At 67.5% G+C, this 25,486-nt stretch carries 21 protein-coding genes; 18 read left to right on the forward strand and 3 right to left on the reverse strand.

Going from position 1 to position 25,486, the window contains the following annotated elements; genetic code table 11:
* Positions 1 to 23: 23 nt before the first annotated feature.
* The 4 genes from A6B37_RS03440 (at position 24) to A6B37_RS03455 (ending at position 5,687) form a co-directional block, all read left to right on the forward strand.
* The gene (locus A6B37_RS03440; RefSeq protein WP_111824906.1) at positions 24 to 827 is read left to right on the forward strand and encodes a helix-turn-helix transcriptional regulator; all 804 of its coding nucleotides are present in this window, start codon (positions 24 to 26) and stop codon (positions 825 to 827) included.
* A 171-nt stretch (positions 828 to 998) separates the two neighbouring features.
* Positions 999 to 3,839, forward strand: a complete 2,841-nt coding sequence (locus A6B37_RS03445) for a molybdopterin cofactor-binding domain-containing protein (protein ID WP_111824907.1) — start codon at positions 999 to 1,001, stop codon at positions 3,837 to 3,839.
* On the forward strand, positions 3,836 to 4,396 hold the full coding sequence (locus tag A6B37_RS03450; RefSeq protein WP_111824908.1) for a (2Fe-2S)-binding protein: 561 nt from the start codon (positions 3,836 to 3,838) through the stop codon (positions 4,394 to 4,396). Before A6B37_RS03445 ends, A6B37_RS03450 begins: the two co-directional genes overlap by 4 nt.
* Entirely contained in the window at positions 4,389 to 5,687 is a 1,299-nt protein-coding gene (locus tag A6B37_RS03455; RefSeq protein ID WP_111824909.1) for a cytochrome c, read from the forward strand. The genes A6B37_RS03450 and A6B37_RS03455 overlap by 8 nt, the downstream gene beginning before the upstream one ends.
* A gap of 135 nt (positions 5,688 to 5,822) precedes the next feature.
* Here A6B37_RS03455 and A6B37_RS03460 read toward each other — a convergent pair whose 3' ends face one another.
* On the reverse strand, positions 5,823 to 7,202 hold the full coding sequence (locus tag A6B37_RS03460) for an MFS transporter (RefSeq protein WP_102775926.1): 1,380 nt from the start codon (positions 7,200 to 7,202) through the stop codon (positions 5,823 to 5,825).
* A gap of 154 nt (positions 7,203 to 7,356) precedes the next feature.
* Here A6B37_RS03460 and A6B37_RS03465 point away from each other — a divergent pair, with 154 nt between their 5' ends.
* On the forward strand, positions 7,357 to 8,166 hold the full coding sequence (locus tag A6B37_RS03465) for a fatty acid hydroxylase family protein (protein ID WP_111824910.1): 810 nt from the start codon (positions 7,357 to 7,359) through the stop codon (positions 8,164 to 8,166).
* Positions 8,167 to 8,191: 25 nt separating this feature from the next.
* On the opposite strand, the gene A6B37_RS03470 is transcribed toward A6B37_RS03465, so the two are convergent.
* Positions 8,192 to 8,845 carry a GntR family transcriptional regulator gene (locus A6B37_RS03470; protein ID WP_102775928.1) on the reverse strand — a complete coding sequence of 218 codons (654 nt, stop codon included), beginning with the start codon at positions 8,843 to 8,845 and terminating at the stop codon, positions 8,192 to 8,194.
* A 200-nt stretch (positions 8,846 to 9,045) separates the two neighbouring features.
* On the opposite strand from A6B37_RS03470, the gene A6B37_RS03475 reads away from it, so the two are divergent.
* Both A6B37_RS03475 and A6B37_RS03480 read left to right on the forward strand, forming a co-directional pair.
* On the forward strand, positions 9,046 to 9,780 hold the full coding sequence (locus A6B37_RS03475; protein WP_111825529.1) for an alpha/beta hydrolase: 735 nt from the start codon (positions 9,046 to 9,048) through the stop codon (positions 9,778 to 9,780).
* Positions 9,770 to 11,026: an iron-containing alcohol dehydrogenase gene (locus A6B37_RS03480; protein ID WP_111824911.1), complete on the forward strand. Its 1,257-nt coding sequence runs from the start codon at positions 9,770 to 9,772 to the stop codon at positions 11,024 to 11,026. Before A6B37_RS03475 ends, A6B37_RS03480 begins: the two co-directional genes overlap by 11 nt.
* A 10-nt stretch (positions 11,027 to 11,036) precedes the next feature.
* Here the strand turns inward: A6B37_RS03480 and A6B37_RS03485 are convergent, their stop codons facing one another.
* On the reverse strand, positions 11,037 to 11,777 hold the full coding sequence (locus A6B37_RS03485) for an FCD domain-containing protein (RefSeq protein WP_111824912.1): 741 nt from the start codon (positions 11,775 to 11,777) through the stop codon (positions 11,037 to 11,039).
* Positions 11,778 to 11,979: 202 nt separating this feature from the next.
* On the opposite strand from A6B37_RS03485, the gene A6B37_RS03490 reads away from it, so the two are divergent.
* The 11 genes from A6B37_RS03490 (at position 11,980) to A6B37_RS03545 (ending at position 25,279) form a co-directional block, all read left to right on the forward strand.
* Positions 11,980 to 12,303: a hypothetical protein gene (locus tag A6B37_RS03490; RefSeq protein ID WP_246842357.1), complete on the forward strand. Its 324-nt coding sequence runs from the start codon at positions 11,980 to 11,982 to the stop codon at positions 12,301 to 12,303.
* 105 nt (positions 12,304 to 12,408) lie between these two features.
* Entirely contained in the window at positions 12,409 to 12,822 is a 414-nt protein-coding gene (locus A6B37_RS03500) for a nuclear transport factor 2 family protein (RefSeq protein WP_111824913.1), read from the forward strand.
* 39 nt (positions 12,823 to 12,861) lie between these two features.
* The gene (locus tag A6B37_RS03505) at positions 12,862 to 13,809 is read left to right on the forward strand and encodes a 2,4,5-trihydroxytoluene oxygenase (RefSeq protein ID WP_111824914.1); all 948 of its coding nucleotides are present in this window, start codon (positions 12,862 to 12,864) and stop codon (positions 13,807 to 13,809) included.
* 47 nt (positions 13,810 to 13,856) lie between these two features.
* Positions 13,857 to 14,705: a fumarylacetoacetate hydrolase family protein gene (locus A6B37_RS03510; protein ID WP_111824915.1), complete on the forward strand. Its 849-nt coding sequence runs from the start codon at positions 13,857 to 13,859 to the stop codon at positions 14,703 to 14,705.
* 5 nt (positions 14,706 to 14,710) lie between these two features.
* On the forward strand, positions 14,711 to 15,430 hold the full coding sequence (locus tag A6B37_RS03515) for an NIPSNAP family protein (RefSeq protein WP_111824916.1): 720 nt from the start codon (positions 14,711 to 14,713) through the stop codon (positions 15,428 to 15,430).
* Between the two features lie 456 nt (positions 15,431 to 15,886).
* Complete coding sequence (locus A6B37_RS03520) at positions 15,887 to 16,600, forward strand: gluconate 2-dehydrogenase subunit 3 family protein (protein WP_111824917.1); 714 nt, start codon at positions 15,887 to 15,889, stop codon at positions 16,598 to 16,600.
* 3 nt (positions 16,601 to 16,603) lie between these two features.
* Positions 16,604 to 18,379 (forward strand): GMC family oxidoreductase, encoded by a 1,776-nt coding sequence (locus A6B37_RS03525; RefSeq protein ID WP_102775936.1) that lies wholly within the window; start codon positions 16,604 to 16,606, stop codon positions 18,377 to 18,379.
* 12 nt (positions 18,380 to 18,391) lie between these two features.
* Positions 18,392 to 19,705: a cytochrome c gene (locus A6B37_RS03530; RefSeq protein WP_102775937.1), complete on the forward strand. Its 1,314-nt coding sequence runs from the start codon at positions 18,392 to 18,394 to the stop codon at positions 19,703 to 19,705.
* 99 nt (positions 19,706 to 19,804) lie between these two features.
* On the forward strand, positions 19,805 to 21,448 hold the full coding sequence (locus A6B37_RS03535) for a VRR-NUC domain-containing protein (RefSeq protein WP_111824918.1): 1,644 nt from the start codon (positions 19,805 to 19,807) through the stop codon (positions 21,446 to 21,448).
* Positions 21,445 to 23,715 carry an ATP-dependent DNA helicase gene (locus tag A6B37_RS03540; protein WP_111824919.1) on the forward strand — a complete coding sequence of 757 codons (2,271 nt, stop codon included), beginning with the start codon at positions 21,445 to 21,447 and terminating at the stop codon, positions 23,713 to 23,715. The genes A6B37_RS03535 and A6B37_RS03540 overlap by 4 nt, the downstream gene beginning before the upstream one ends.
* A 91-nt stretch (positions 23,716 to 23,806) precedes the next feature.
* Positions 23,807 to 25,279 carry an amidase gene (locus tag A6B37_RS03545; protein WP_111824920.1) on the forward strand — a complete coding sequence of 491 codons (1,473 nt, stop codon included), beginning with the start codon at positions 23,807 to 23,809 and terminating at the stop codon, positions 25,277 to 25,279.
* Positions 25,280 to 25,486: the final 207 nt, after the last annotated feature.

The following is a 25,486-nucleotide window of genomic DNA, read 5'->3' on the forward strand; positions in this document are numbered from 1 at the left end:
TCAATCAGGTCAAAGTGAATGGCATGACGATTGTGTCGGCTCTGGATACCGAGAACCTCGATGCGTTCGAGACCTCCGGCGCGCCCGTGATCGGCCGGCAGGTGGAGCTCACGGGGCGCAAGAGCGAGGTGCCGGTGCACCGGCATCGCTACGGACAGTTGGTGCTGGCCTTGCGCGGCGGCGTGACCTGCGAGGTGCCGAATTCGATCTGGATGGTGCCGCCCGGATGCGCGGTATGGATACCCGGGCAGATGGAGCACAGCATGCGTGCCACGGACAACGCGCACATCTGCAATCTCTTCGTGCGCCCGGACGCCGCGCGGCTGCCGCAGCAATGCTGCACGCTGTCCATCACGCCCCTGGTGCGCGAGCTGATACTGGACCTGGCGCAGGAAGACGGCTGCTACGCGCCGGACAGCCCGACCGGGCGCAAGGCCGTCGTCTTGCTGGAAGAGCTGGTCAAGATGCCGCTCGAGCTGTTGCACCTGCCTACTTCTTCGGATCCGCGCATGCGCAGGATCGCGACGATGCTGACCGAGAATCCGGCCGACAGGCGCACCCTGGAGGCCTGGGGCAGGGAAGTCGCCATGAGCGAGCGGTCCCTGGCCCGGCTGGTGCGCCAGGAGGTCGGGCTGTCGTTCGGCCACTGGCGCCGGCAGTTGCACCTGATCGTGGCCATGCACCAGCTCGCCGACGGTATTTCGGTGCAGCGCGTGGCCGACCATCTCGGTTATGAGTCCGTGACGGCCTTCATCTCCATGTTCAGAAAGGCCGTGGGCAAGCCGCCCGCCAAGTATTTTGCCGAGCTGGCCCGCGCCGGCGAATAAATCCATATGCCCCGCCCGGCCGATCCGGGGCTTGGCCGGTCTTAGCGATTCTTTGTCGCTTTCGTGCAGGACGTGCCCGGGTGCGGCTGACAGAATCGTCAGCTTCTTACACCCATTCTCATGCAGCGCCGCGGGCAATGCATGCAGAACCGTGGCATAGGGGCCGAAAAAATGAGCAAGGGTTTCACCAGGCGCGACTTTCTATGGAGTGGCGTCGTCTCCGGAATCGCGGTTGCCTTGGTCAAGCCCGCCCGCCTGGCGCTCGCCGCCGCGCAGCCGCAAGCGGCGCCGCTGGCGGCGTGGGACGCGCAGGCCGGGAGAATGCGCCACCGCATCGATGCGCTGGCCAAGGTGACGGGCGCGAAGACGTTCGGCTTCGATATGCGCGCCATCGACCAGCCTGAATGGCCGCAGACGCAATCCCACGCGATGATACTGCGCGTGACGCGCGCCGACGGCGTGTTTGCCGGCATCGATCTGGGCGTGCTCGGCGCCGGGCTGCAGCCCGACCGAGTGGTTACCGCGCAAGACCTGAAGCGCGATGGCGTCGTGTCCGAGGACGGCGACTTCCTGCTGCCAGAGGGAAGCACGCCGGCCTATCTGGGGCAGGCCGTGGCCATACTGATCTGGCATGACTTCGCGCGCTTCAGGGCCGCCAAATCCCAACTGAAATCCAGCCCCGGCGCGATCCGCTTCGTGGGGCAGGGCCAGCCGCTGGAGCGCGATCCCTGGGCCAGCCTGCGCTATGTGCGGGTGGGCGCAGCGGACCCGCTGGCCGACGACGTTTATTCCAGCTTCAAGGACAAGGCGCTGCGGCCGGCGCGCTTCGTCAAGCAGGTGCCCGAATGGGCGCACAGCGATGCGGTCGATGCCGCGGGCCTGGCGCATGCGCAGGCGATCGCCGAGGCCCTGGAACGGCCCGGACCGGGGGAGTTGGTGGTGGGCCGCGAGTATTTTTCCCAGTCCATCGAGCCGGCGCCGCTGGAGACCGATAACGGCAACTGCTGGTACGACCGCAAGAGCGGTACGCTGCACGCGATCGTCGCATCGCAGGCCCCGCAGGAACTGCTGCAGCAGGCGGCGCACATGCTGGCGGCCAGCCGGCACGGCGTCAGGCGCATTCTGATGACGTCCTGCCATACCGTCGGCTACGGCGCCAAAGAGGCCAGCATGTCCCAGTTGATGCCCATGCTCGCCGCGCTGTATGCGGATGGCCGGCCGCTGCGGTTGGCCAACGACCGCTACGAGCAGTTCCAGTTCGGCACCAAGCGGCACAGCTTCCGGGTGCGGTACCGCATCGCGGTCGATCGCGAGAGCGGGAAATTCCAGATATTCCAGGCCAATCTGGTCGGCAATGGCGGCGGGCGCCGCAGCGGTTCGCCCATCGTTGGGTTCGCCACGCTGATGGGCGCGCAGTCTCTTTACTATTTTCCGCGCAGCGATCTGATGAGCACGATGCTGGCGTCGCGCGCCGTGGATGCGGCCGCGGTGCGCGGCGTCGGCATGGTGCAAAGCATAGGCGCGACCGAAATGCTGGTCGACGAGATCGCGCAGGAACTGGGCCTGGACCCCATCGAGCTGCGGCTGCGCAACGTCATGCGCGCCAACATGAAGAACACGCAGGGAGCCGTCCCTGGGGGCGAGCTGCGCGGCGCCGAGGTGCTGAAGCGGATGCGCGCGCATGTGCTGTGGCAGGAGCGCCACCGGCGCAAGTCGGCCTACGAGGCCGAGCATCCGGGCCGGCTTTATGGCGTGGGGGCCGCCTGCGCCTATCGCGAGTACGGCAACGGCGCCGATGCCGCGTTCGCCGGGGTCGCGCTGACGCGCGACGGACGTATCGAGCTGCGCCACGTCGCCGTCGAGATCGGCACCGGCTCGACCACCAGCCAGGCCTGTGCCTGCGCCAAGTGGCTGGGCCGGCCGGCGGACGTCGCCGAGTGGGGCCAGACGCGCTGGCCCGAGCTGCCCATGGTGGCCAGCGAAAATCCGCGCATCATGTCGCAGGCGACCCAGGACCGCCTGGCGCAGGACCCGTACTGGACGCCTTATCTGTCCTCGCCCTCGTCGGCGTCGAATTCCGCCTACTACTTCAGCCACACCACCATCGAGGCCAGCCGTTTTCTGTTCATGCACGGCCTGTGGCCGGCGGCGGTGGCGATCTGGAGCCGGGGCATAGGCGGCGGCCAGTGGGCCTCCTCGGTGGTGCGGCCGGAAGAGGCCCGCTGGGTGGGCGGGCGGCTGACGGCGGGCGGCATGACGCCATTGCCGCTGGAGGAGCTGGCGCGCAAGGCCTACGAGTTGAATCTGGTCACCGGCGTGGCCGTGCATGACTTCAGCCGCGCCCAATGGACCGAATCCGATTTCGAGCTGCCGTCCGGCACCGAGCGCTGGCAGCTCGACGGCCTGGCCATACGCCGGGGCGACGGCAGCGCGCCGGACGCGCAGGGCACGCCTACCGCCAACGGCTATCGCTTCATTGCCCGCACGCGGGCCGCGTTTCCCGCCGTGCGGCGCAACGATGCGGGATTCCTGCTGGTCAGCACGCTGGGCGTGCTTGCCGAAGTCGCGGTCGAGAAGGCCAGCGGCAAGGTGGAAATCCTGCGCCACCATTCGGTGCTGGAGTGCGGCAACCAGATCGTTCCCGAGCTGGTGTCCGGGCAATTGCAGGGCGGGGCGGCCATGGGCATCGGCCACGCGCTGCACGAATACCTGCCGCTTTATGAGGACGGGCCGGGCAACGGCACGTGGAACTTCAACCGCTACCGGCTGCCGCGCGCGCGCGATGTCGCGGTATGGACGCAGACCGCGGAAATACTGCCGCCGTTGTCGGGCTCCGATCCCTTCAAGGGCATCGGCGAGCTGTCCATGATGCCCATCGTGCCGGCGCTGGCCAACGCCATCGCCCACGCCACGGGCCATCGCTTCCGCGAGCTGCCGATCAGCCCCGACAAGATTCTGGCCGCGCTGCAGGCGCCGTCGGACCCGCAGATCCAGAACCAGGACGCAATATGAACAATTCCATTAAATCCCGGCCTCTGACGCTGGACGTCAACGGCAAGACCTACGGGCCGTATGAAGTCCCGGAGGACATGATGATGGTCGATGTGCTGCATGAATACCTGAACCTCACGGGTACGCGCTTCGGCTGCGGCCAGGGCGAGTGCGGGGCATGCACCGTGATCGTCGACGATGCCGCCGGTCCGCGGGAGGTGCGCACCTGCATTACCGGCGCGCATTACTTCCAAGGCAGGAAAGTGCGCACCATCGAGGGGCATGCGCGGCACGATGAGAAAGGCGCCGTGGTCGCCTTGTCCGCGGTGCAGCAGGCGTTCGTCGACCACTACAGTTTTCAATGCGGCTATTGCACGCCGGGATTCGTGAATGCGGCCACCGTTCTGGTGGAGACCTTGCAGCGCGCGCCGATCGCCGAGCACGAAGTCGACGCGGCCGTGACTGCGGCGCTCGATCCGCACCTGTGCCGCTGCACCGGCTATGTGCGCTACTTCGAAGCGGTCAGGGAAGTCGTCCTGAATACGCCCGGACTGGTGAGGCGCGGCAATCATGGATGAACACGTCGATAACAAGCGCCGCCGCCGTCCGGCGCGTTGGCTGGCGGGCGGGGCGGCCGCGATCGTGCTGGCCGCATGCGCTTTCGTCGCGGTGCAGGAAGGCAGGCGCTGGCTGGCCCAGTCCGATCCTGTGCAGCATGTCGAGGCGGATGCCGGGCAGATCGCGCTGGGCAAATACCTGGCGACGGTCGCGGATTGCGCAGCCTGCCATACGGCGCAGGACGGCGCGCCTTACGCCGGCGGGCAGGCTTTGTCCACGCCTTTCGGGGCGATCTATTCGACCAACATCACGCCGGACCCCGAGCATGGCATCGGCCGGTATACGGCCGAGGAATTCTATCGGGCGCTCACCCGGGGCGTAGCCCGGGACGGGCACCTGCTGTATCCCGCGATGCCGTACACCTCGTACCGGAACACCAGCAGGGAGGATAGCGATGCGATGTATGCCTACCTGATGAATGTTCCGGCGGTCGATCAGCCCAATCCCGAAAACGGGCTGTCGTTCCCGTTCAACCTCAGGTATGGACTGTATTTCTGGAATTTCCTGTTCGCCGACGGCGGACCGCCGGATCGGCGCGCGGAAAACGACGCCGGGTGGCTGCGCGGCGAGTATCTGGTCAACACGCTGGGGCATTGCGGCGAATGCCACACGCCGCGCGGCGCGTTGGGGCAAATGGACCTGAGCCGGCCGCTGGCGGGCAACAACGCGCTGGCGCGTCTTGGCGCGCCCGATATCACGCGGGCCGGCCTGCTGGCCCGCGGCTGGACCGAGGGCGAACTCAAAGCTTATCTGAGCACCGGCGTCGGTTCGATCGCGGTGGCCTCGGGAGGAATGCTGGAGGCGGTGAATCTCTCGACCAGCAAATGGCGCAGATCGGACATAGATGCCGCCGTGTCTTACCTGTTCGCGTCCGGCCCGCAGGCGAAGGCGGACGCGGAGGCGGCCGGCGGCGCCGCATCGGCGAGCAGCGCCAGCCTGCTCGGACGCTCGCATTATCTGGCCCTGTGCGCCGGGTGCCATGAGGCCAATGGCAAGGGCGTGCCGCACGTGGCGCCGGCCCTGCTCGGCAACACCAGCGTGACCGATCCCGATTCCCACAACCTGCTGGTTGCGATACTCGACGGCCTGCCGGAGCACGAGCTGCCCGGCCTGGAGCGGATGCAGCCCATGCCGGGGTTTGCGCGCACGCTGTCCGACGAGAACATCAGCGAACTCGCCAACTGGCTGCGGGTGGAGTACGGCAAGCGGCCAGCCACGGTGACGCCGGTGGAGGTGAAGAAGTTGCGATAGAAGCTTTGCCGCGACCATCGGCATGGATGCGTAGGATGGGTATAGCGCGAGACCGCGTTCGCAAGAACACGATTTCCCAACGCGCGACACCCAGCTTGCCTGCGACCCACAAGCATGACACTTCAGCGCGCGTCCTCAATGCGACAGCTCCTCCAGCGACCGCCCCTTGGTTTCCGCGCCCAGCACGATCACGACCAGTCCCGCGATGACGAAGGACGCCGCGCCCAGCGCGAAGATGCCGGCCTGGCCGGTAAGGGGCAGCAGCACGCCGACCACGTAAGGGCCGACCAGCGAGCCGACGCGGCCGATGGACGAGGCGAAGCCGGCGCCGGTGGCGCGCGAGCGCGTGGGGTAGAGCTCCGGCGTGTAGGCGTATAGCACCGACCACATGCCGAAAAGGAAGAACTGCATGCACAGGCCGGCTCCGATCAGGTAGGGCAGGGGCGCCTGCATGGCCGCGGCCTGTCCGTAGAGGTAGGCGGACACGGCGCTGCCGAGCAGGGTCAGCACGCAGGCGGGCTTGCGGCCCCAGGCTTCCAGCAGCCAGGCGGCGAAGATGAATCCGGGGATGCCGGCCAGCGAGATGTACACGGTGTACAGCACCGACTTGGTGGCTTCGTAGCCGGCCTGCTGCAGCAGCGCGCCCAGCCAGGTGGTCAGGCCGTAGTAGCCGAGCAGGGCGAAGAACCACAGTATCCACAGCATGGCCGTGCGCTTGGCGTAGATGCCGTGCCACAGTTCGGCATAGAGCGCGCGGCGGCTGGGGCGGGCCTGGGCGGTGAGGTCGGTGACGGGCGGCAATTCGCTCAGGCGGCCCGAGCGCATCACGGAATGTTCGAAGCGGCCGGTGACGGCGTCGGCCTCGTCGGTGCGTCCGGCGTCTTCCAGCCAGCGCGGGGATTCGGGCACATAGCGGCGCACATAGAAGACGAAGAGGGCGGGGATGGCCAGCAGGATGAAGATGCCGCGCCAGCCTATCAGCGGCAGACAGAAGTACGCGACGATGCCGGCGGCGATAAAGCCGATGGGCCAGAAGCCTTCGAGGATGGCGACGTAGCGGCCGCGGCTTTTGGCGGGCACGATCTCGGACACCATGGACAGGCCGATGGGAAACTCCATGCCCATGCCGAAGCCCAGCAGCACGCGGTAGATCATCAGCGAGTCGACGTCCTGGGCGAAGCCGCAAAGCAGGCTGCCCATGCCCCAGAACACCATGCTGACCTGGAACACGGGCTTGCGGCCGAAACGGTCGGCCAGCAGGCCGGCGGTGGCCGCGCCGAGAAACATGCCGAGGAAGCTGGAGCTGGCCAGCAGGCCGGTCTGCATGGCCGTCAGGCCGAATTCGGCTTTGATGGAACCGAGCACGAAGGTCATGATTCCGAGGTCCATGGAATCGAAGAACCAGGCGGTCGCGATGATGGCGAACAAGCCTCGCTGATAGCCGGTGATCGGCAGGCGCTCTAGACGAGCGGCGACACTGGTGCGTGCTGCTACCGCGCTAATGGACATATCCATAGCTAGTCTCCCGTTGTGGTCCTGCGATTTTGTACTCAACTAATATATTAGTTGGATTCAAAAAATATCCGATAGGGGTTTGTACCGGGGCGCGCGCTAGCCTGCGCAAACTAATATATTAGTTGTGTACGTTATCGGCGTAAGGAGGCTGGCCATGATGACCGAACGACAACGCAAGTTCCGCGAGGAGTACAAGGCGGACATCAGTCCGCTGTACAACGGCCTGCTGCACATCGGCGTGATGTACGCCGTGGGCGCGGCGGCGATCTGGTACTGCCTGACCCAGATCCAGGGCGCGACCTGGGAGTGGCTGCTGGTCGTGCCGGTGTTTCTGGCCGGCAATTTCGTGGAGTGGTTCCTGCACCGCTACGTGATGCACCGGCGCATCGACGTGTTCGCGCTGCGCGCCATCTATGAACGGCATACGCGCCAGCATCACCAGTACTTCACGGACCTGGAGCCCACCATCGACAGCACGCGGGAGTTCCGGATCGTGTTCTTTCCGTGGCGGGTGCTCGCCACGCTGGGCGTGGCCGGCACGGCGCTGGGTTACATCGCCGCGCTGGTCTTCAATCCGAACGCGGGGTACATCCTGTTCCTGACGATGGTGGGGCAGTACCTGATCTACGAGACCTTCCACTATTGCTGCCACGTGCACGACAACTGGTTCGTGCGCAACATGCCTTTCATCAATACGATCCGGCGCCACCACACGGCGCACCACAATATGGGGATCATGATGAAGTACAACATGAACCTGACGTTCCCCATCGCCGACTGGTTCATGGGCACGACCGACCTGCGCCGCGGGCTGATCGGGCACCTGTTCAACGGCTATAGCGAGAAGCACGTGAAAGAGGAGCTGCGGCCGGTGATCGCGCGCTTTCGCAACGACCACTCGCGCGTCACGCTCGACGGCCCGCAGCTGTCGGACGAAGAGGCCGCCATCCTGCAGGGGCGCTAGGGTGCGGCGGCGGGCAGGGGCCGGTTCAAAGCCGGTCGAGCGCCACCGTGGCCCGGGCGAAGGCTTCGACGTTGTCGACCAGCCGGTCCAGCGCCTCCCCGGCGCCGGCCACGTCGCCCTGTGCGATCGCCGACGCGACCGCCGCATGCAGGCGCGCCATTTCGGGCAGGTCGGCCGCCTGCTTGTAGTGCAGATACCAGAACCGGCGCGACAGGCCGTGCAGCGCGCGCATGGCGCTTTCGGTGAATTCGTTGCGCGCCACGGTCAGGCACAGTTCGTTGAATTCGCGGTCCGAACGCATGAAGGCGACGTCGTTGTTCTTGGCCGAGGCCGCGCTGAATTCGTCGGCCAGCCGCTGGAAGCGCTTGCGTTCGCTGGCCGTGGCGCGTTTGGCCGCGCTGCGGCACACCAGCCGCTCGATCTCGCGCCGGGTTTCCAGCAGCCGCAGCTGCCTGCCGATGTCTATGGTTGGGATTTGCAGGCCGCGCTGCGGCATCACCACGATCAGGTGTTCGCGCGCCAGGCGCTGGACGGCCTCGCGCAGCGGCGTGCGTCCGACGCCGGTCATTTCGCTCAGGCGCTGCTCGGACACCAGCGTGCCGGGAGGAATCTTCAGCGTCACGATGGCCTCCTCCAGAAGCTGATACGCCACATCGTTCAGCTTGGACTTGGCCTGCATCGGGGCGACTGCGGGCAACGGCGCGCTGGACTTGCGCTTGGCGCCGGCGGCGCCGGGGCTTGCGGCTCGTGCCAATCCCTCTCTCCTTACTCGTTCGACAGCGCAAGAATAGCAAAACACCAGTCATCCTCTGGAGATATATAAGCCGTGTATCGTCTTTTCCATCATCTGCCCGTTGCTTTCCTTTGACGGACGTCAACATGGACATTGAAATCAAGGGTAGCGGGCCGCTTCGGGTGGTGGCGGTCCACGGCATCCAGGGCACGCGCGCCGCCTGGTCGCCGGTGGCCGAGGCGCTGGCCGACGCCGCGACCTGGGTGCTGCCCAATCTGCGCGGACGCGGTGCCGCGCCCCGGCCGACCGCGGCCGGCGGTTATGCGCTGGAACGCTACGCCGACGATCTGGACGACGCGGTGCGCGCGCACTGCGGCGGCCGCCCCTACGTGCTGGCCGGCTGGAGCATGGGCGTCTCGGTCATCCTGGAAGCCCTGCGCCGCAGCAACGCCGCGCGTCCGGCCGGACTGGTGCTGGTGTCGGGCACGCCGTGCCTGGCGCAGGCGCATTGGTTCAGGCAAGAGGGCGATGCGCTGTTGCGCGAGGTGGCGCAGCGCCAGCAGCGCCTGGGCATGCGCGTGGCGGCCGACCATGCCGCCGTCGCCGCCACCTGGCAGGCCATCCGCGGCCTGGACCATCGCGCATCGCTGGCGGCGATCGCCGAACCCGCGCTCGTCATCCACGGCAGCGACGACACGGACTCGCCGCTGAGCCACGGCCTATGGCTGTCCGAGGGGCTGCCGCGGGCGTCGCAATACGTCATTGCCGGCGCCGGCCATTCCGTGCTTACCGAGAACACGGCGGACGTGGCGCGGCAGATCCGCCGCTTTCTTCAGCACGGGATTTTTCCCGCCGTTCCGGAGTCCACCCATGAGAACTGAAGACCTGATCCATTTCTGCGCGCCCGGCCGCCTGATCGTCGGCTGCGGCGCCCGCGGCCAGTTGCCGGCATTGCTGGAACGCCTGGGCCATCGGCAGGGCGTGGTGGTGACGGACGCCTTCTTCGCCAGGCAGACGCCCTGGGTGCGCGAGCTGGTCGAGGCCGCCGGCGCGCGCGGCGTGCGTCTCGCGGTGTACGAAGGCGGCGAGCCTGATCCGACCACCACGCTGTGCGACCGGGCGACCGGGCAGGTGCGTGCGGCCCTGGACGGCGCGCGGCCCGACCACGTCATCGCCTTGGGCGGCGGCAGCAATATCGACCTGGCCAAGGCGCTCTGCCTGACCTTGCCCGAAGGCCGCCCGGTGCGCGATTTCCTGGGCGACCTGGCCGGCTGCCGGCCGCTGCCGCTCATCGCCTTGCCAACCACCTCGGGCACCGGTTCGGAGGCGACGCCGGGGGCGATCCTGGTGGACCCGGACAACGCCACCAAGGTCGCGGTGATGGACAACGCGCTGCGGCCGCAGATCGCGCTGGTCGATCCCGAATTCACCTATACCTGTCCGGCGCGGGTCACGGCCGACGCCGGCATCGACGCCTTGACGCACGCCATCGAGTCGCTGGTGACGCTGGACAGCGCGCAGTACGACCGCGGCGGCAGCGCGGACCCGGGCTACAGCGGCCGCTCGTCGCTGACCATGATGTTCGCCAGGGAGTCGCTGCGCCTGTGCGCGGCGTGGCTGGAACGGGCCTACGCCGACGGCGCCGATGCGCAGGCGCGCATCGGCATGTCGTACGCCAGCCTTTATGCCGCGCTTTCGTACGGCAGCGCGGGGCTGAACGCGGCCCACGGCATCGCCTATGCGATCGCGGGGCAGACCCACAAAAGCCACGGCAGCACCAACGCGGTCATCCTGCCGTATGTGCTGGACGCGCTGCGCGAGGAGCGCTTTACGGAACTGCTGGAGGCCGCCCGCATCTTCGGCATTGCCGATGCCGACGAGGAAGCGGCGGTGCGCCGGCTGCCGGTGGCGCTGCGCGCGCTGGTGGGAAGGCTGGGCATCCCGACCGATCTGCGCAGTTTCGGCATCCAGGAAAGCGCGCTGGACGCCTTGCTGCGCGATGCGCTGGACGTGACCCGGCTGGCCAAGGCCCTGCCGGTGGCCGACGTGCCCGCGGCCTACGCGCGCATCATTGGGCAGGCATGGCGCGGCGCGCTGGCCGGCGACGGCGGCCAGGCAGGCGGCTGAAGAGCTACCTTCAGCGGGTTTCCAGGCCGGGGTTGCCCGCGTCCATTTCCGCCAACAGGATGGCCGTGGTGGATTCGACGTGGCGGCGCGTGAGCGCTTCGGCGGTGGCCATGTCGCGCGCCAGGGCGGCCGCGGCGATCGCCTCGTGCTCGCCGCGGTCGTCGCGGGTTCCCTTGAGATAGCGCACCGAAAGATGGCGGTAGCGTTCGGCGCGGTCGCTCAGCAGTGAGCGGATCTGCAGTATGGATTGGTTCGGACAGGCGCCCACGAGCGCCTGATGGAACGCCATATGCCGTTCATTCCATGCCGGATCGATGGAATGGCTGTCGGCGCCGAGCTTGTTCAGCTTCAACAGGCGATGCGTGGCGGCCAGCAAGGCCGCCTCCCATTCGTCGTCGCCGTGTTCGATCGACCAGCGCAGCGCCAGCGCTTCGATTTCGCAGCGCGCGGCGGTCAGGTCGACCAGTTCCGCGCGGCTGACGGGCGCGACCGTGAAGCCGCGCTGATCTTCCAACAGCACGAAGCCTTCGCTCGCCAGGCGCATCAGTGCTTCGCGCACCGGCGTCTGCCCGGCGCCGAAGGCCTCGGTCAGGCTGGCGACCACCAGGCGTTCGCCGGGCGCCAGCCGGCCGCTGATGACTGCGTCGCGCAACTTGCGCAGCAATTGCGTGGCGCGGGTCTGCTTGGTCGCCGCCGCATCGGTCCAGCCGGCGGCGCCTGGGGCGCTGATGGGGGAAAAGTAATTGAGCACGGAACTTTGCTGAATGAGGTGACAGGGAGTATGTCGTGCCCCGCCGAATCATGGCCGGGTGCTTGCCGAAGGCCTGCTGCTTTACGAATTTTACCGATTTGCCTAGGGTTTGTATGTATTTCGATAATTTGTTGAAAAGATAAGATTTTATTAAATAAAGCGGATCGCAGATTTTTTTACTGCCGACCCGCTCTGGAGACCCATGATGAGTTCGTTCCTGTCGGTCGGCCTGCCCGAGCGTGAAGGCATGCTGGTGGCGCAAAAGGTGTTGAACGCGCGTGGCCTGCTGGCCTACGCCCGCGATCATCAGTTGAAGAAGGTCGGCGTCCTGCGCGATTCCACCCAGGCCGCCAAGGTCAAGGCCGCGGACAACATCGTTTTTTCCCGAATACCTGATCGCCGAGGACCCGCTGCCGACGCAGCAGGCGTTCGTCGAGGCCTACCGGAAGGAATACGGCAAGTTGCCGAAGCACTTTTCGGCGGCCGGCTGGGATGCGGTGATGGCGTTGGCCGAGGCGCTCGATGACGGACCGCGCCTACGTGCTGTCCGTGGGCCGCGTGATACACGAAGTGCCGCGCGGCGGCTGGCCGGCGATGCAGGCCGACGAAAAACTGGCCAAGGCGTATCTCCATGGGTGAAGGCATCGACGTGAAACCTGGATTTGCGGCGGCGGTTCCCGGCAAGCTGCGGGCCGCGGCCCATGCGCGCCAGGCCGCGCTGTTGGCATTGGACCTGGCGGCGCTGGAGCGGCTGCTGGACGACACCTTGCGCTACACCCATTCCAACGGCGTCTGCGAGAACAAACAGACCTACCTGAGCGCGCTGCGCGCGGGTGCCTACCGTTACCACATCATCGATGAGTCGGAAGTCGAGGTCTGCGATCTAGGCGGCGGCCTGTGGTGCTGCGGCCGCGTACTCATGCATGTCACGGTGCGCGGCGTCGAACGTCGCTTGGATAACCGGTTTGTCGCCGTCTGGCGGCGCACGCCGGAAGGGCTGCGTCTGGCGGCCTATTGTGCAACCCCGGTTCCCGGCGTGCAGTGAGCGCGCGTGGAATTCATCTTCGAGGATAGGAGACAAGCAATGCCCATCACCGATATTGCCTATGCCGTATACGACCACACCGATCTCGACGTGGCCGAGAGGTTCTACACGGATTTCGGCCTCAAGGTTGCCTACCGCAACGATGCCGAGGTGGCGTTCCGGCCGGCGTTCGAGCGCGGCTATTGCTATATCGCGCGCAAGGCCGACCGGCCGGGAATGCGCGCGATAGCGTTCACCGCCAGCGAGCGCGCCGACCTGGAGGCCGCCGCCGAATTTCCCGAGGCTTCGCCGATCACCCCGATCGAACGCGAAGGCGGCGGCGAGAAAGTCATGCTGACGAGCCCGGACGGCCTGCCGTTCGAGATCGTGCACGGCATTACGCCTTATCCGGCGATCGCCACGCGCGCGGCGCTGGTCTTGAACAACGGCAGCGTCAAGCGCCGCCACGGCGAGTTCCAGCGCGCTCCGCTGGAGCCCGCGGCGGTGCTGCGCCTGGGCCACGTGGCCTTGCTCACCAATGATTTCAAACGCAACTACGAATGGATGAAGTCGCGTCTGGGGTTGCTACCGTCCGATATCATGTACGACGACGACAAGAACAATCCCCTGGGCGCGTTCATGCATATGGGTGGCGGCGGCGAATGGACCGATCACCACACGCTGGCGCTGTTTCCCGACGCCGAACCGCGCGTGCACCACTTTTCGTTCGAGATCGAAGACCTCGATGCCCAGGGGCTGGGCCATGAATGGCTGCAGCGCCGGGGCTGGAAGCCGGTGTGGGGCATCGGCCGCCATGTTTACGGCAGCCAGATCTTCGATTACTGGTTCGACCCCGCGGGCAATATCGTCGAACACTTCACCGACGGCGACCTTGTGCGGCCTGGCTCGCAGCCCGGCTACTGCCCGATGGACGAAGAGTCGCTCTTCGCTTGGGGGCCGGGCATGAGGCCTGTCGATTTCGTCAGGCTGGCCGCGCGCCACGAATAGCGTCAGGCCTCAAGGTTCCGTTCCATTTCTTCACTCAGAGAGGTTGTATGAAACTCGCGACATTCATTCTCGACGGCCAACGTCATACCGGCGCGCTGACCGACAAAGGCCTGGCGGTTTTCAACACAGAAGGCGACATCGGCGATTTGCTGCGCAAAGGCACCGACCGCGCCGGATTCCAGGCGCTGCTGGACAAGAGCACGCGTATCGCCGACCCGGAGCAGGTGCGGTTCGTGCAGCCCTCGGCCGAGCCCCCCAAGATCATCTGCATCGGCCTGAACTACGCCGACCACACCAAGGAAAGCCCGTACGAACAGCCCGATTACCCGACCCTGTTCCTGCGGGTGGCCACCTCGACCACCGGCCACGGCGCGGTGATCGAACGTCCCATGGCGAGCGAGCAGTTGGACTACGAGGGCGAGATGATCGTCGTGCTGGGCAAGGGCGGCCGCCACATTCCCAAGGACCGGGCGCTGGACTGCGTGTTCGGCTATGCGGTCGGCAATGAGGTCTCGGTGCGCGACTACCAGTTCAAATCGCCCCAATGGACCGTGGGCAAGAACTTCGACGGCACCGGCGCCTGGGGGCCATACATCGTCACGGCCGACGAGCTGCCGCCGGGAGGCAAGGGCCTGAAGCTGCAGACGCGCCTGAACGGGCGCGTGGTGCAGGATGCCGACACCAGCGACATGATCTATGACGTGGCGTCCATCGTCTCCATCGTCAGCGAAGCGATCACGCTGCAGGCTGGCGACGTGATCTTCAGCGGCACGCCGGCCGGCGTCGGCCTGGGACACAAGCCGCCGCTGTGGATGAAGGACGGCGACGAGGTCGAAGTCGAAATCGAGCGCATCGGCCTGTTGCGCAACACGATACGCGATGAGCGCAAGGGTTGACGGCGATGCTGTTCGAACGGCGTTGCTATACCTTTTATTCCGGGGACGGCGTCACGGCCTTCTGGCAGGCTCAGGAAGACCGCGGCTACGGATTGGTGCAGCCCATTCAGCAGCGGCTGATAGGCTATTTCTGCACCATGGCCGGTCCGGTGCACCAGGTGATGCACCTGTACCGATACGATAGCTTCGACGACTGGAAGCAGCGCCTGCACGGCCTGTACGCGGTGGCGGCGCTGGAGCCGTACTTTCGCTCCGTGCGCGCGCTGCTGTCGGCGCAGGAGAACAGCTTTCTGTCGCATGCGCCGGTGGACGCGCTGACCCCGTTGTGGAACGCCTCGCGGGACTGGGTGCCGGACCGGCCGGCGCCGTCGTTGCCGGGCGCGCATCCTGACAGCCTGGTCGAAGAGCACACTTGCGTGCTGCTGCCCGGAACCCAGCCGCGCTTCTGGCAGGCGTGGCGGGCGGCGGCGGCCGCGCCCGAGGTGCTGGACGCGGCCAGCCTGATCGGCAGTTTCGTGTCGCTGGTCGGCCAGCAGCACGTGGTGCGCACTTACCGGTTTCACGACGGTCCCGCGCAGCGCGGCGCGCTGGCCGAGCGCCGCGGGCGCGATCCGGCCTGGCAGGCCTTGCAGCAGGAGATCGCGTCCTGCATCGTCAGCGAGTCCAGCACGCTGTGGCGTCCGGGGCCGGGGCAAGCTTTGGCGCCGTTGTTCCATGGGCGCTGACAAGCTCGCGCGCGATGCTGTGGCGCCGGCATCGCCTATCTGCGCGCGCCAGTATCCGGATCGGTGACGTTGGCCTGGGCCGGCGCTGACGGTGTTTGTTTTCGGCGACAGGGCCGATTTCGAGCATCTGGGCCGTGCGCTGCCGGCTTGATCCGGACGCAAGCGACGCGGTGATTCATTCAACGTGTTGTCAGAAAGCGCTGTTTCGCGGCGGCTTCTTACATAGTCCTTAATGCAAAACACATTTCCACACCGAGAAAATGAAACTGATACGGTCAATCGAGCGTATCAGTTGGCGGGAAAAGCGCATAATGTCGGCACCTTTTCTTGTGCCCCTTTCACAGGAAGAGTCGATTTTCTGTAAGCGTAGAGCTTGTTGTCTCTAGCTCGGCGGTTCGTGTTTCCAGGTTCATGTTCTGTAGGGCTAGGGCGGCTTGGGTTATCACGGAGATGTTTATGACAGAAGACGCAAAGCCGCGCAGGCGGTTCCTGCAGGCGTTGGCCATCGTGCCGGCGTCGACGTTGGCGGTGGGGGCAATGACCACCGGCTGTACCAACGGGTCGGAAAGCGCCAAGGCGCCTGCGGCCAAACCTTATGAACCCACCTATTTCAGCAAGGCCGAATGGGCCTTCATCGTCGCCGCGGTCGATCACCTGATCCCCGCCGACGAGTACGGCCCCGGCGCCATCGAAGCCGGCGTGCCCGAGTTCATCGACCGCCAGATGGAAACGCCGTTCGGCCACGGCAAGCTCTGGTACATGCAGGGGCCGTTCCACCCCGACGTGGTGCCCGAGCTGGGCTACCAGATCAACCAGAATCCCCGGCAGGTCTACCGCAACGGCATCGAGGCCTGCGACGCCTGGTGCACGAAGACGCACGGCAAGGTCTACGCGGAACTGGACAAGCCGCTGCAGGAGCAGATCCTGAAGGACCTGCAGGCCGGCAAGATCGAATTCGAGACCGTGCCGTCCAGGACCTTCTTCAATTTCCTGCTGGCCAACACCAAGGAAGGCTTCTTCGCCGATCCGATGTACGGCGGCAACAAGAACATGGTGGGCTGGAAGATGGTGGGCTTTCCGGGCGCGCGCGCCGACTACATGGACTGGGCGGACCAGCCCAACGTGAAGTACCCCTACGGTCCGGTTTCGATTTCCGGGGAGAGGGGCTGAACCATGGCGATCAAGAAAGACAAAGTCGATGCGGTGCTGGTCGGGTTCGGCTGGACCGGCGCGATCATGGGCCAGGAGCTGACCGAGGCCGGCCTGCACGTGCTGGCGCTGGAGCGCGGCGGCATGCAGGACACGCCCAAGGACGCCGAGTACCCCAAGGTGATCGACGAGCTGGCGTATTCCGTGCGCGGCAAGCTGTTCCAGGACCTGTCCAAGGAAACCGTGACCATCCGCCACGGCGTGGACGACGTGGCGGTGCCGTACCGCCAGAACGGCTCGTTCCTGCTGGGCAACGGCGTGGGCGGGGCGGGCTTTCACTGGAACGGCATGCACTACCGCGTGCTGCCCGAAGAGCTGGAGCTGCGCACCCGCTACGAGACGCGCTACGGCAAGGACTTCATTCCCGAAGGCATGACCATCCAGGACTTCGGCGTCACCTACGACGAACTGGAGCCGTACTTCACCAAGTTCGAGTACGTGTGCGGCACCTCGGGCAAGGCCGGCAACCTGAACGGCAAGGTCGTGGAGGGCGGCAACCCGCTGGAAGGCAAGCGCAGCAAGGAATATCCGCTGCCGCCCCTGACCACCACCTACGGCGCGCAGCTGTTCGAGAAGGCCGCGCGCGAGGTGGGCTTCAACCCGTATCCGGCGCCCGCGGCCAACGCGTCCGGCCCGTACACCAATCCGTACGGCGTGCGCCTGGGCCCCTGTAATTTCTGCGGCTTCTGCGAGAACTACGGCTGCTACATGTATTCCAAGGCCTCGCCGCAGACCACCATCCTGCCGGTGCTGCTGAAGAAGCCCAACTTCGAACTGCGCACGCAGTCGCAGGTGATCAAGGTGAACCTGGACGCCAGCGGCAAGAAGGCGGTCGGCGTGACCTACATCGACGCGCAGGGCCGCGAGGTGGAGCAGCCGGCCGACCTGGTGATCCTGTCGGCCTACCAGATGCACAACGTGCGCCTGCTGCTGCTCTCGGGCATCGGCAAGCCCTACGATCCCAAGACCAACGAAGGCGTGGTCGGCAAGAACTACGCCTACCAGATGAACGGCGCGGTCAGCATGCTGCTGCCCAAGGGCACGCAGCTCAATCCGTTCGTGGGCACGGGCGCCGGCGGCGTCAGCATGGACGACCTCAACGGCGACCAGTTCGACCACGGCCCGCTGGGCTTTCTGGGCGGGGCCAGCATCCGCCACGTGCGCTATGGCGGGCGTCCCATCAAGCAGACGCCCACCGCGCCGGGCACGCCCAGCTGGGGCACGGCCTGGAAGGCGGGCGTGCAGGACGCCTACCAGCGCCACCTGAGCATCGGCATCTCGGGCTCGGTGATGTCGTACCGCGACGCCTACCTGTCGCTGGACCCGACCTACAAGGACAGCAACGGCCAGCCGCTGCTGCGCATGACCTTCGACTGGCACGACAACGAGTTCGAGATGCTGGGCTACATGGGCAAGCGCATGGAGGAAGTGGCCAAGGCCATGAAGCCCGAGAAGTACTTCGTGGGCGTGCGCAAGAAGGGCGCGCGCTACGACACGCGGGTCTACCAGAGCACGCACAACACGGGCGGGGCCATCATGGGCTCCAATCCCAGGGAAAGCGTGGTCAACAAGTACCTGCAGAGCTGGGACGTGCCCAATGTGTTCGTGATGGGGGCCTGCGTGTTCCCGCAGAACATGGGCTACAACCCGACGGGCCTGGTCGGGGCGCTGGCCTTCTGGTCCGCGCAGGCGATCCGCGACCAGTACCTGAAGAACCCCGGCCCGCTGGTCCAGGCGTAAGGAGACGGAACAATGATCAAGCACACCATTGTCGCCGCGCTCTCCGTCCTGGCCGCCGGCTCCGCCTGGGCGGCGGATGGCACGCCGGCCGCGGCCGACGCGCAGCTGGTCAAGCAGGGCGAGTACCTGTCGCGCGCCGGCGACTGCATCGCCTGCCATACCGCCAAGGGCGGCAAGCCGTTCGCGGGCGGACTGGGCATCGAGTCGCCGCTGGGCACGATTTACTCCACCAACATCACGCCGGACAAGGAAACCGGCATCGGCGAGTACAGCTACGAGGACTTCGACCGGGCGGTGCGCCACGGTGTGGCCAAGGACGGGCATTCGCTGTATCCGGCCATGCCGTACACGGCCTACGCCAAGGTCACGCCCGACGACGTGAAGGCCTTGTATGCCTACTTCATGCACGGCGTCGAGCCGGTGAAGCAGGCCAACAAGGACACCGACATCACCTGGCCGCTGTCCATGCGCTGGCCGCTCGGCGTGTGGCGCTGGATGTTCGCGCCGGACGCGGTCAGCGGACCCGCCGCAAGCGACCTCAAGGGCGCCGACCGCGAGGCGCTGCTGCGCGGGCAATACCTGGTCGAGGGCCTGGGCCATTGCAGCACCTGCCATACGCCGCGCGGCTTCGCGCTGCAGGAGAAGGCGCTGACCGAGGCCGACGGCTCGGCGTTCCTGTCGGGCGGCGTGGTCGAGGGCTGGCTGGCCAAGAACCTGCGGGGCGATATGGCCGACGGCCTGGGCGGCTGGACCAAGGAAGACATCGCGGCCTTCCTGAAGTCCGGGCGCAACGGGCATTCGGCGGCCTTCGGCGGCATGGCCCAGGTGGTCGGCGACAGCACGCAGCACCTGTCCGACGCCGACGTCAACGCCATCGCCGTGTACCTGAAGAGCCTGCCGCCGGTGAACAAGGACGACGCCAAGCCGCTGGCCTATGACGATTCCGTGGCGCAGGCGCTGCGCGCCGGCAAGGACAAGGGCGACGGCGCCATGGCCTTCCTCAACAACTGCGCGGCCTGCCACCGCAGCACCGGCAAGGGCTATGCGGAAACCTTCCCGCAGCTGGCGCTCAGCTCCACGGTGAATTCGGCCGACCCCGCGTCGCTGATCCACATCGTGCTCAAGGGCGCGCAGATGCCTGCGACGGCCACCGCGCCGACCGCGTACGCGATGCCGGGCTTCGACTGGCGCATGACCGACAAGGAGATCGCCGACGTGGTGACCTTCGTGCGCTCCAGCTGGGGCAACAAGGCCGGCGCGGTCAGCGCCGCCGACGTGGCCAAGGTGCGCAAGGAAGTCGGCGCCCAGCCGCAGCCGGCGCGCTGAGGTATCGCGGCGTCTGCCTGGGGACGGCCGGCAAGCCTCGCGCTTGCCGGCCGTCCTGCTATGATTGCTGGATAAATATCCAGTCATCCGGCCGCGCCGATGTTTCCTCCGCACCGCTATTACTACCTGCACAATTTCGAGCGCGCCCTGGCGTGGATCGCCGAGCGCTACGGCGACCTGCTGGACGACGCCGAGCGGCGCTTCCTGGCGGATTTCCAGGCCCTGCCGCAGGCGTCGCGGGCGCTCATGGTGCGCATGCTGATGCGGCGCGGCCCGTGGTTCCGGGCCACCCGCCTGAGCTACGAAGAAATCCCCGGCACGCTGGCGGCCGCCGCGCCGCTGGCGGCGCTGGGCTGGCTGGACGCCGCGGCGCCCATGACGCTGGACGAGCTCTTCGGCCTGCATACCAAGGGCGAACTGGCCGCGATATTTTGCGACGCGCCGGTGAAGGCCGGCGCCCGCAAGGCCGAGCTGCTGGAGGTGCTGCGGCCGCTGCATCCGCCGGCGCAGCCTTATGCCGCCTGGCATCCGCGGGCCGCCGAGCCGGTCTGGCGGGTGATGGCGGCCGATCTCTGTGAACGCCTGCGCCTCATGTTCTTCGGCAATCTGCATCAGGACTGGTCGGAGTTCGTGCTGGCCGACCTGGGCGTGTTCCAGTACGAAACCGTGGCGTTCGACGCGGACTCGCGCGCGTTCCAGGCGCGCGCCGACATCGACCGCTACCTGGCGCTGCACGCGTGCCGCCAGGCGCTCGAAACGGGCGCGCAACTCGATGCGCTGCTGCCGGCCATCGACGCCTGCGCCAGCGATAACCCCTGGCTGGAAAAGCGGCGCGGCAAGCTGCTGCTGCGCATCGGCCAGGCCTGCGAGCGCGCGCAGGACTGGGACGCGGCGCAGCGCGTGTATGCGCTGTGCGCCTATCCCGGCGCGCGTCACCGCCGCATCCGCGTATACGAGCGCATGGCGCGCTTCGACGAGGCCCTGGCGCTGGCGGCGCGCGCGCAGGCCGAACCCGAAAGCGAAGAAGAAAGCCAGCGGCTGGCGCGCATGATGCCGCGCCTGCTGCGCGGCGCCGGGCAGGCCGCGGCCGCAAGGCGCCGCGCGCCCGCGGTGGCGCGGCGCGACCTGTCGCTGCCGCGTCCCGGCCAGCCCATGCCGGTCGAGTTCGTCGCGCGCGATCACCTGCACCGCGACGACGCGCCGGTGCATTACGTCGAGAACGCGCTCATCAATTCGCTGTTCGGCCTGCTGTGCTGGCCGGCGGTGTTCGCACCCGTTCCTGGCGCGTTTTTCCATCCGTTCCAGCGCGGGCCGGCGGACCTGGACGCGCCGGACTTCCACCAGCGCCGCGAGGCGCGCTTCGCGCAATGCCTGGCGCAGCTGGACACGCCGGACTACCGCGACACGATCCTGGCGCGCTACGCAGAAAAGCGCGGCGTGCAGTCGCCGTTCGTGTTCTGGGGGGCGCTGTCCGAGCCGCTGCTGGCGCTGGCGCTGGACTGCCTGCCGGCGGCGCACCTGAAGCTGTACTTCACGCGGCTGCTGCGCGACGTCAAGGCCAACCGCTCGGGCCTGCCGGACCTGATCCGCTTCTGGCCCGGCGAGCGCCGCTACGAACTCATCGAGGTCAAGGGGCCGGGCGACAAGCTGCAGGACAACCAGGTCCGCTGGCTGGAGTATTGCGTGGCGCACGGCATGCCGGTCAGCGTCTGCCACGTGAGCTGGCAAGAGGACGCGCCATGAAGCACGCGGTCGCGGTGCGCACGCTTTGCGAGTTCACGGCCCGCGCCGGCGACCTGGATTCGCGTTTCACGCCCGCGCCCAGCGGCCTGGAGGGCATGGCCGGGCACGCCGCGGTGGCCGGGCGGCGCGGGCCGGACTACGAAACCGAGGTGGCGCTGTCCGGCGAGTACCAGGACCTGCTGGTGCGCGGCCGCGCCGACGGCTACGATCCGGCGGCCAACCAGCTCGAAGAGATCAAGACCTATCGCGGCCGCTTCGAGAGCGTGCGCGACAACCATCGCGCGGCGCATTGGGCGCAGGCGCGGGTCTACGGGCACCTGCTGTGCCAGGCCCGCGGGCTGGCGCAGCTGCGCGTGGCGCTGGTGTATTTCAACCTGGCCACCGAGGAAGAAACCGTGCTGGTGGAAACCCAGGACGCGGCGGCGCTGCAGGCGTACTTCCACGAGTACTGCGGCCGTTACCTGGCCTGGGCCGCGGCCGAACAGGCGCACCGCCGCGCGCGCGACGCCGCGCTGGAAGCGCTGGCGTTTCCGTATGGCGCGTTTCGCAGCGGCCAGCGCGAGCTGGCCGTGGCCGCGTACCGCACGGCGCGCGACGGCGGCTGCCTGATGGCGCAGGCGCCCACCGGCATCGGCAAGACGCTGGGCACGATCTTTCCCGTGCTCAAGGCCTGCCCGGGCGCGGGGCTGGACAAGGTCTTCTTCCTGGCCGCCAAGGGGCCGGGCCGCGGCCTGGCGCTGGAGGCGCTGGAAACCGTCAACGCGCAGCCGGCCGCGCCGCGCCTGCGGGTGCTGGACATGCAGGCGCGCGACAAGGCCTGCGTGCATCCGGACAAGGACTGCCACGGCGAATCCTGCCCGCTGGCCCGGGGCTTCTACGACCGGTTGCCGGGCGCCCGCCAGGCCGCGCTGGCGCACGCGCGCATGGACGCCGCGGCGCTGCGCGCCACGGCCGCCGAACACGAGATCTGCCCGTACTACCTGTCGCAGGAAATGGCGCGCTGGGCCGACGTGGTGGTGGGCGACTACAACTACTACTACGACGCCACCGCCATGCTGCATGCGCTGACCCAGGCCAACCAGTGGAAGGTGGCGGTGCTGGTGGACGAGGCGCACAACCTGGTGGAACGGGCGCGCCGCATGTACACGGGCGAGCTCGACCAGGGCATGCTGGCGGGCGCGCGCCAGGCCGCGCCCAAGCCGCTGAAGAAAGCGCTGGACGGGCTGAACCGTTCCTGGAACGCCCTGAACAAAAAGCAGGCCGAGGCCTACCAGGCCTATGACGAAGCGCCGGCCGGGGTGCTGGCGGCGGTGCAGAAGGCGGTGGCCGCGATCACCGACCACATGGGCGAGCATCCGCTGGCGCAGGACGATCCGGTGCTGGCGTTCTACTTCGAGGCCCTGCATTTCATGCGCCTGGCCGAGCAGTTCGGCCCGCATGCGCTGTTCGACGCCACCCTGGACGCGGGCGGCGCGGCCGGCGCCAAGACGCCGCGCTCCACGCTGTGCGTGCGCAACGTGATCCCGGCGCCGTACCTGGCCGGGCGCTATGCGGCGGCGCACGCCACGGTGCTGTTCTCGGGCACGTTCAGCCCGCAGCAGTTCTACCGCGACACGCTGGGCCTGCCGCCGGCGGCCGCCTGGATCGACGTGGCCGCGCCGTTCCAGGCCCGGCAACTGGAGGTGCGGGTGGTGGGCGACGTGTCCACGCGCTTTCGCGACCGCGAGCGTTCGCTGGCGCCGATCGCCGACCTGATCGCGCGCCAGTACGCCGAGCGGCCGGGCAACTACCTGGGCTTTCTCAGCAGCTTCGACTACCTGCGCCGCGTCTCGGACCTGATGCGGGAACGCCATCCGGACGTGCCGATATGGGCGCAGACGCCGGGCATGGACGAGGCCGGGCGCGCCGCGTTCCTGGCGCGTTTTTCCGAGGACGGGCGGGGCGTGGGCTTCGCCGTGCTGGGCGGCGCTTTCTCGGAAGGGGTGGACCTGCCGGGCAGGCGCCTGATCGGCGCCTTCATCGCCACGCTGGGGCTGCCGCAGGTCAACGCCGTCAACGAGCACATCAAGCGCGCCATGGACCGGCGCTACGGCGAGGAGAACGGCTACGACTACACCTATCTGTATCCGGGCCTGCAGAAGGTGGTGCAGGCGGCCGGCCGGGTGATACGCACCGAAGACGACGTGGGCACGGTGCACCTGATCGACGACCGCTACCGGCGCGCCAAGGTGCGCGGCCTGCTGCCGGGCTGGTGGCGCGTGCGCTGATCAGCCGCAGGCGGCCGCGCGCCGCCGCCGCGCTTTGGGTAGTATTTCGTCTGCGTCCGCCTGGCAGGCGGCGCACCACAAGGAGACAAGCATGCCTACTGCCGCCCCCGCGCCCGCCGCGCTGAACGATATCGTGGCCATGCCGGCCCATGCGCTGTCCGAGGCGATCCGGCTGCGCCAGGTGTCCTGCCGCGAAGTGATGGCCGCCTACCTGGCGCATATCGACCGGGTCAATCCCAAGCTCAACGCCATCGTGGCCCGGCGCGACAGCGACGAACTGATGCGCGAGGCCGCCGAACGCGACGCCCAGCTGGACGCCGGGCAATGGCAGGGCTGGCTGCACGGCATGCCGCAGGCGCCCAAGGACCTGACGGCGGTGCGCGGCATGGTGACCTCCATGGGCTCGCCGGTCTACAAGGACCAGGTGACGGCGCACGACTCCATCATGATCGAGCGCATGCGGGCCTCGGGCGCCATCTTCATCGGCCGCAGCAACGTGCCGGAATTCGGGCTGGGCTCGCATACCTACAACGCCGTCTACGGCGCTACCGGCAATCCCTACGATCCTTCCCGGACGGCTGGCGGCAGCAGCGGCGGCGCGGCCGCGGCGCTGGCCGCGCGCATGCTGCCGGTGGCCGACGGCAGCGACTTCGGCGGATCGCTGCGCAACCCGGCCGCGTTCTGCAATGTGTACGGTTTTCGGCCGTCGGCCGGGCGCGTGCCGTCCGGGCCGGCGCCCGAGGTCTTCCTGAAGCAGTTGTCCTACGAAGGCCCCATGGGCCGCACGCCGCGCGACGTGGCGCTGATGCTGTCGGTGATGGCGGGCTACGACGCGCGCGCGCCGCTGTCGCTGTCGGACGATCCGGCGCAGTTCGCGCAGCCGCTGGAGGCCGACCTGCGCGGCAAGCGCGTGGGCTGGCTGGGCGACTGGAACGGCTACCTGCCCATGGAGCCCGGCATCCTGGACCTGTGCGAGCGCGCGCTGGGCGATCTGGCGGCGGTGGGCTGCGAGGCGCTGGACTACCGGGTGCCGTTCGCCGGCGACCGCTTGTGGCGCATGTGGCTGGTGCACCGCCACCTGATGGTGGGGGGCCAGTACCATGCCCTGGTCCACGATCCAGAGACCCGCAAGCTGGCCAAGCCGGCGCTGATCTGGGAGGTCGAGGGGCTGGACGGAATCACGGCGCGCCAGGTCTACCAGGCCACCGAAGAGCGCAGCGCCTGGTACCAGACGGTGCTGCGCATGTTCGAGGAAGTCGATTACCTGGCGGTGCCGTCGGCGCAGGTGTTTCCGTTCGACGTCAATATGGACTGGCCCAAGCAGATCGCGGGACGTCCGATGGACACGTACCACCGCTGGATGGAGACCGTGACGCCGTGGACGCTGGCCGGCTGCCCGGTGATCAGCGTGCCGGTGGGCTTCAACGCCGCCGGGCTGCCGATGGGCATGCAGCTGATCGGCCCGCCGCGCGGCGACCTGGCGGTGCTGCAACTGGCGCACGCCTACGGACAGGCGCAGGACTGGGTCCGGGAGCGGCCGCCCGTCGCGCTCTGGCGAGACTGAGGCGGCGGGGCCGAATGCGCCTGGTTTTGTAAGCTTTTTTTGCTTTTTTCAGACGAAACGACCCCAATCGGGGTCGTTTCGTCATTTTTCATGGCTGGCCGGAGCTGCCTTTGCAATAATTGCCGACGAACTCAACATTCCGTAATAGACCAGGACCGGCGCGGGCCGGTGGCCGAACAGGCGAGTCGACACTGTAGAAAGGTTTCC

The sequence above is a fragment of the Achromobacter sp. HZ01 genome (genome assembly GCF_003267925.1).
Lineage (GTDB): Bacteria > Pseudomonadota > Gammaproteobacteria > Burkholderiales > Burkholderiaceae_B > Achromobacter > Achromobacter pulmonis_A.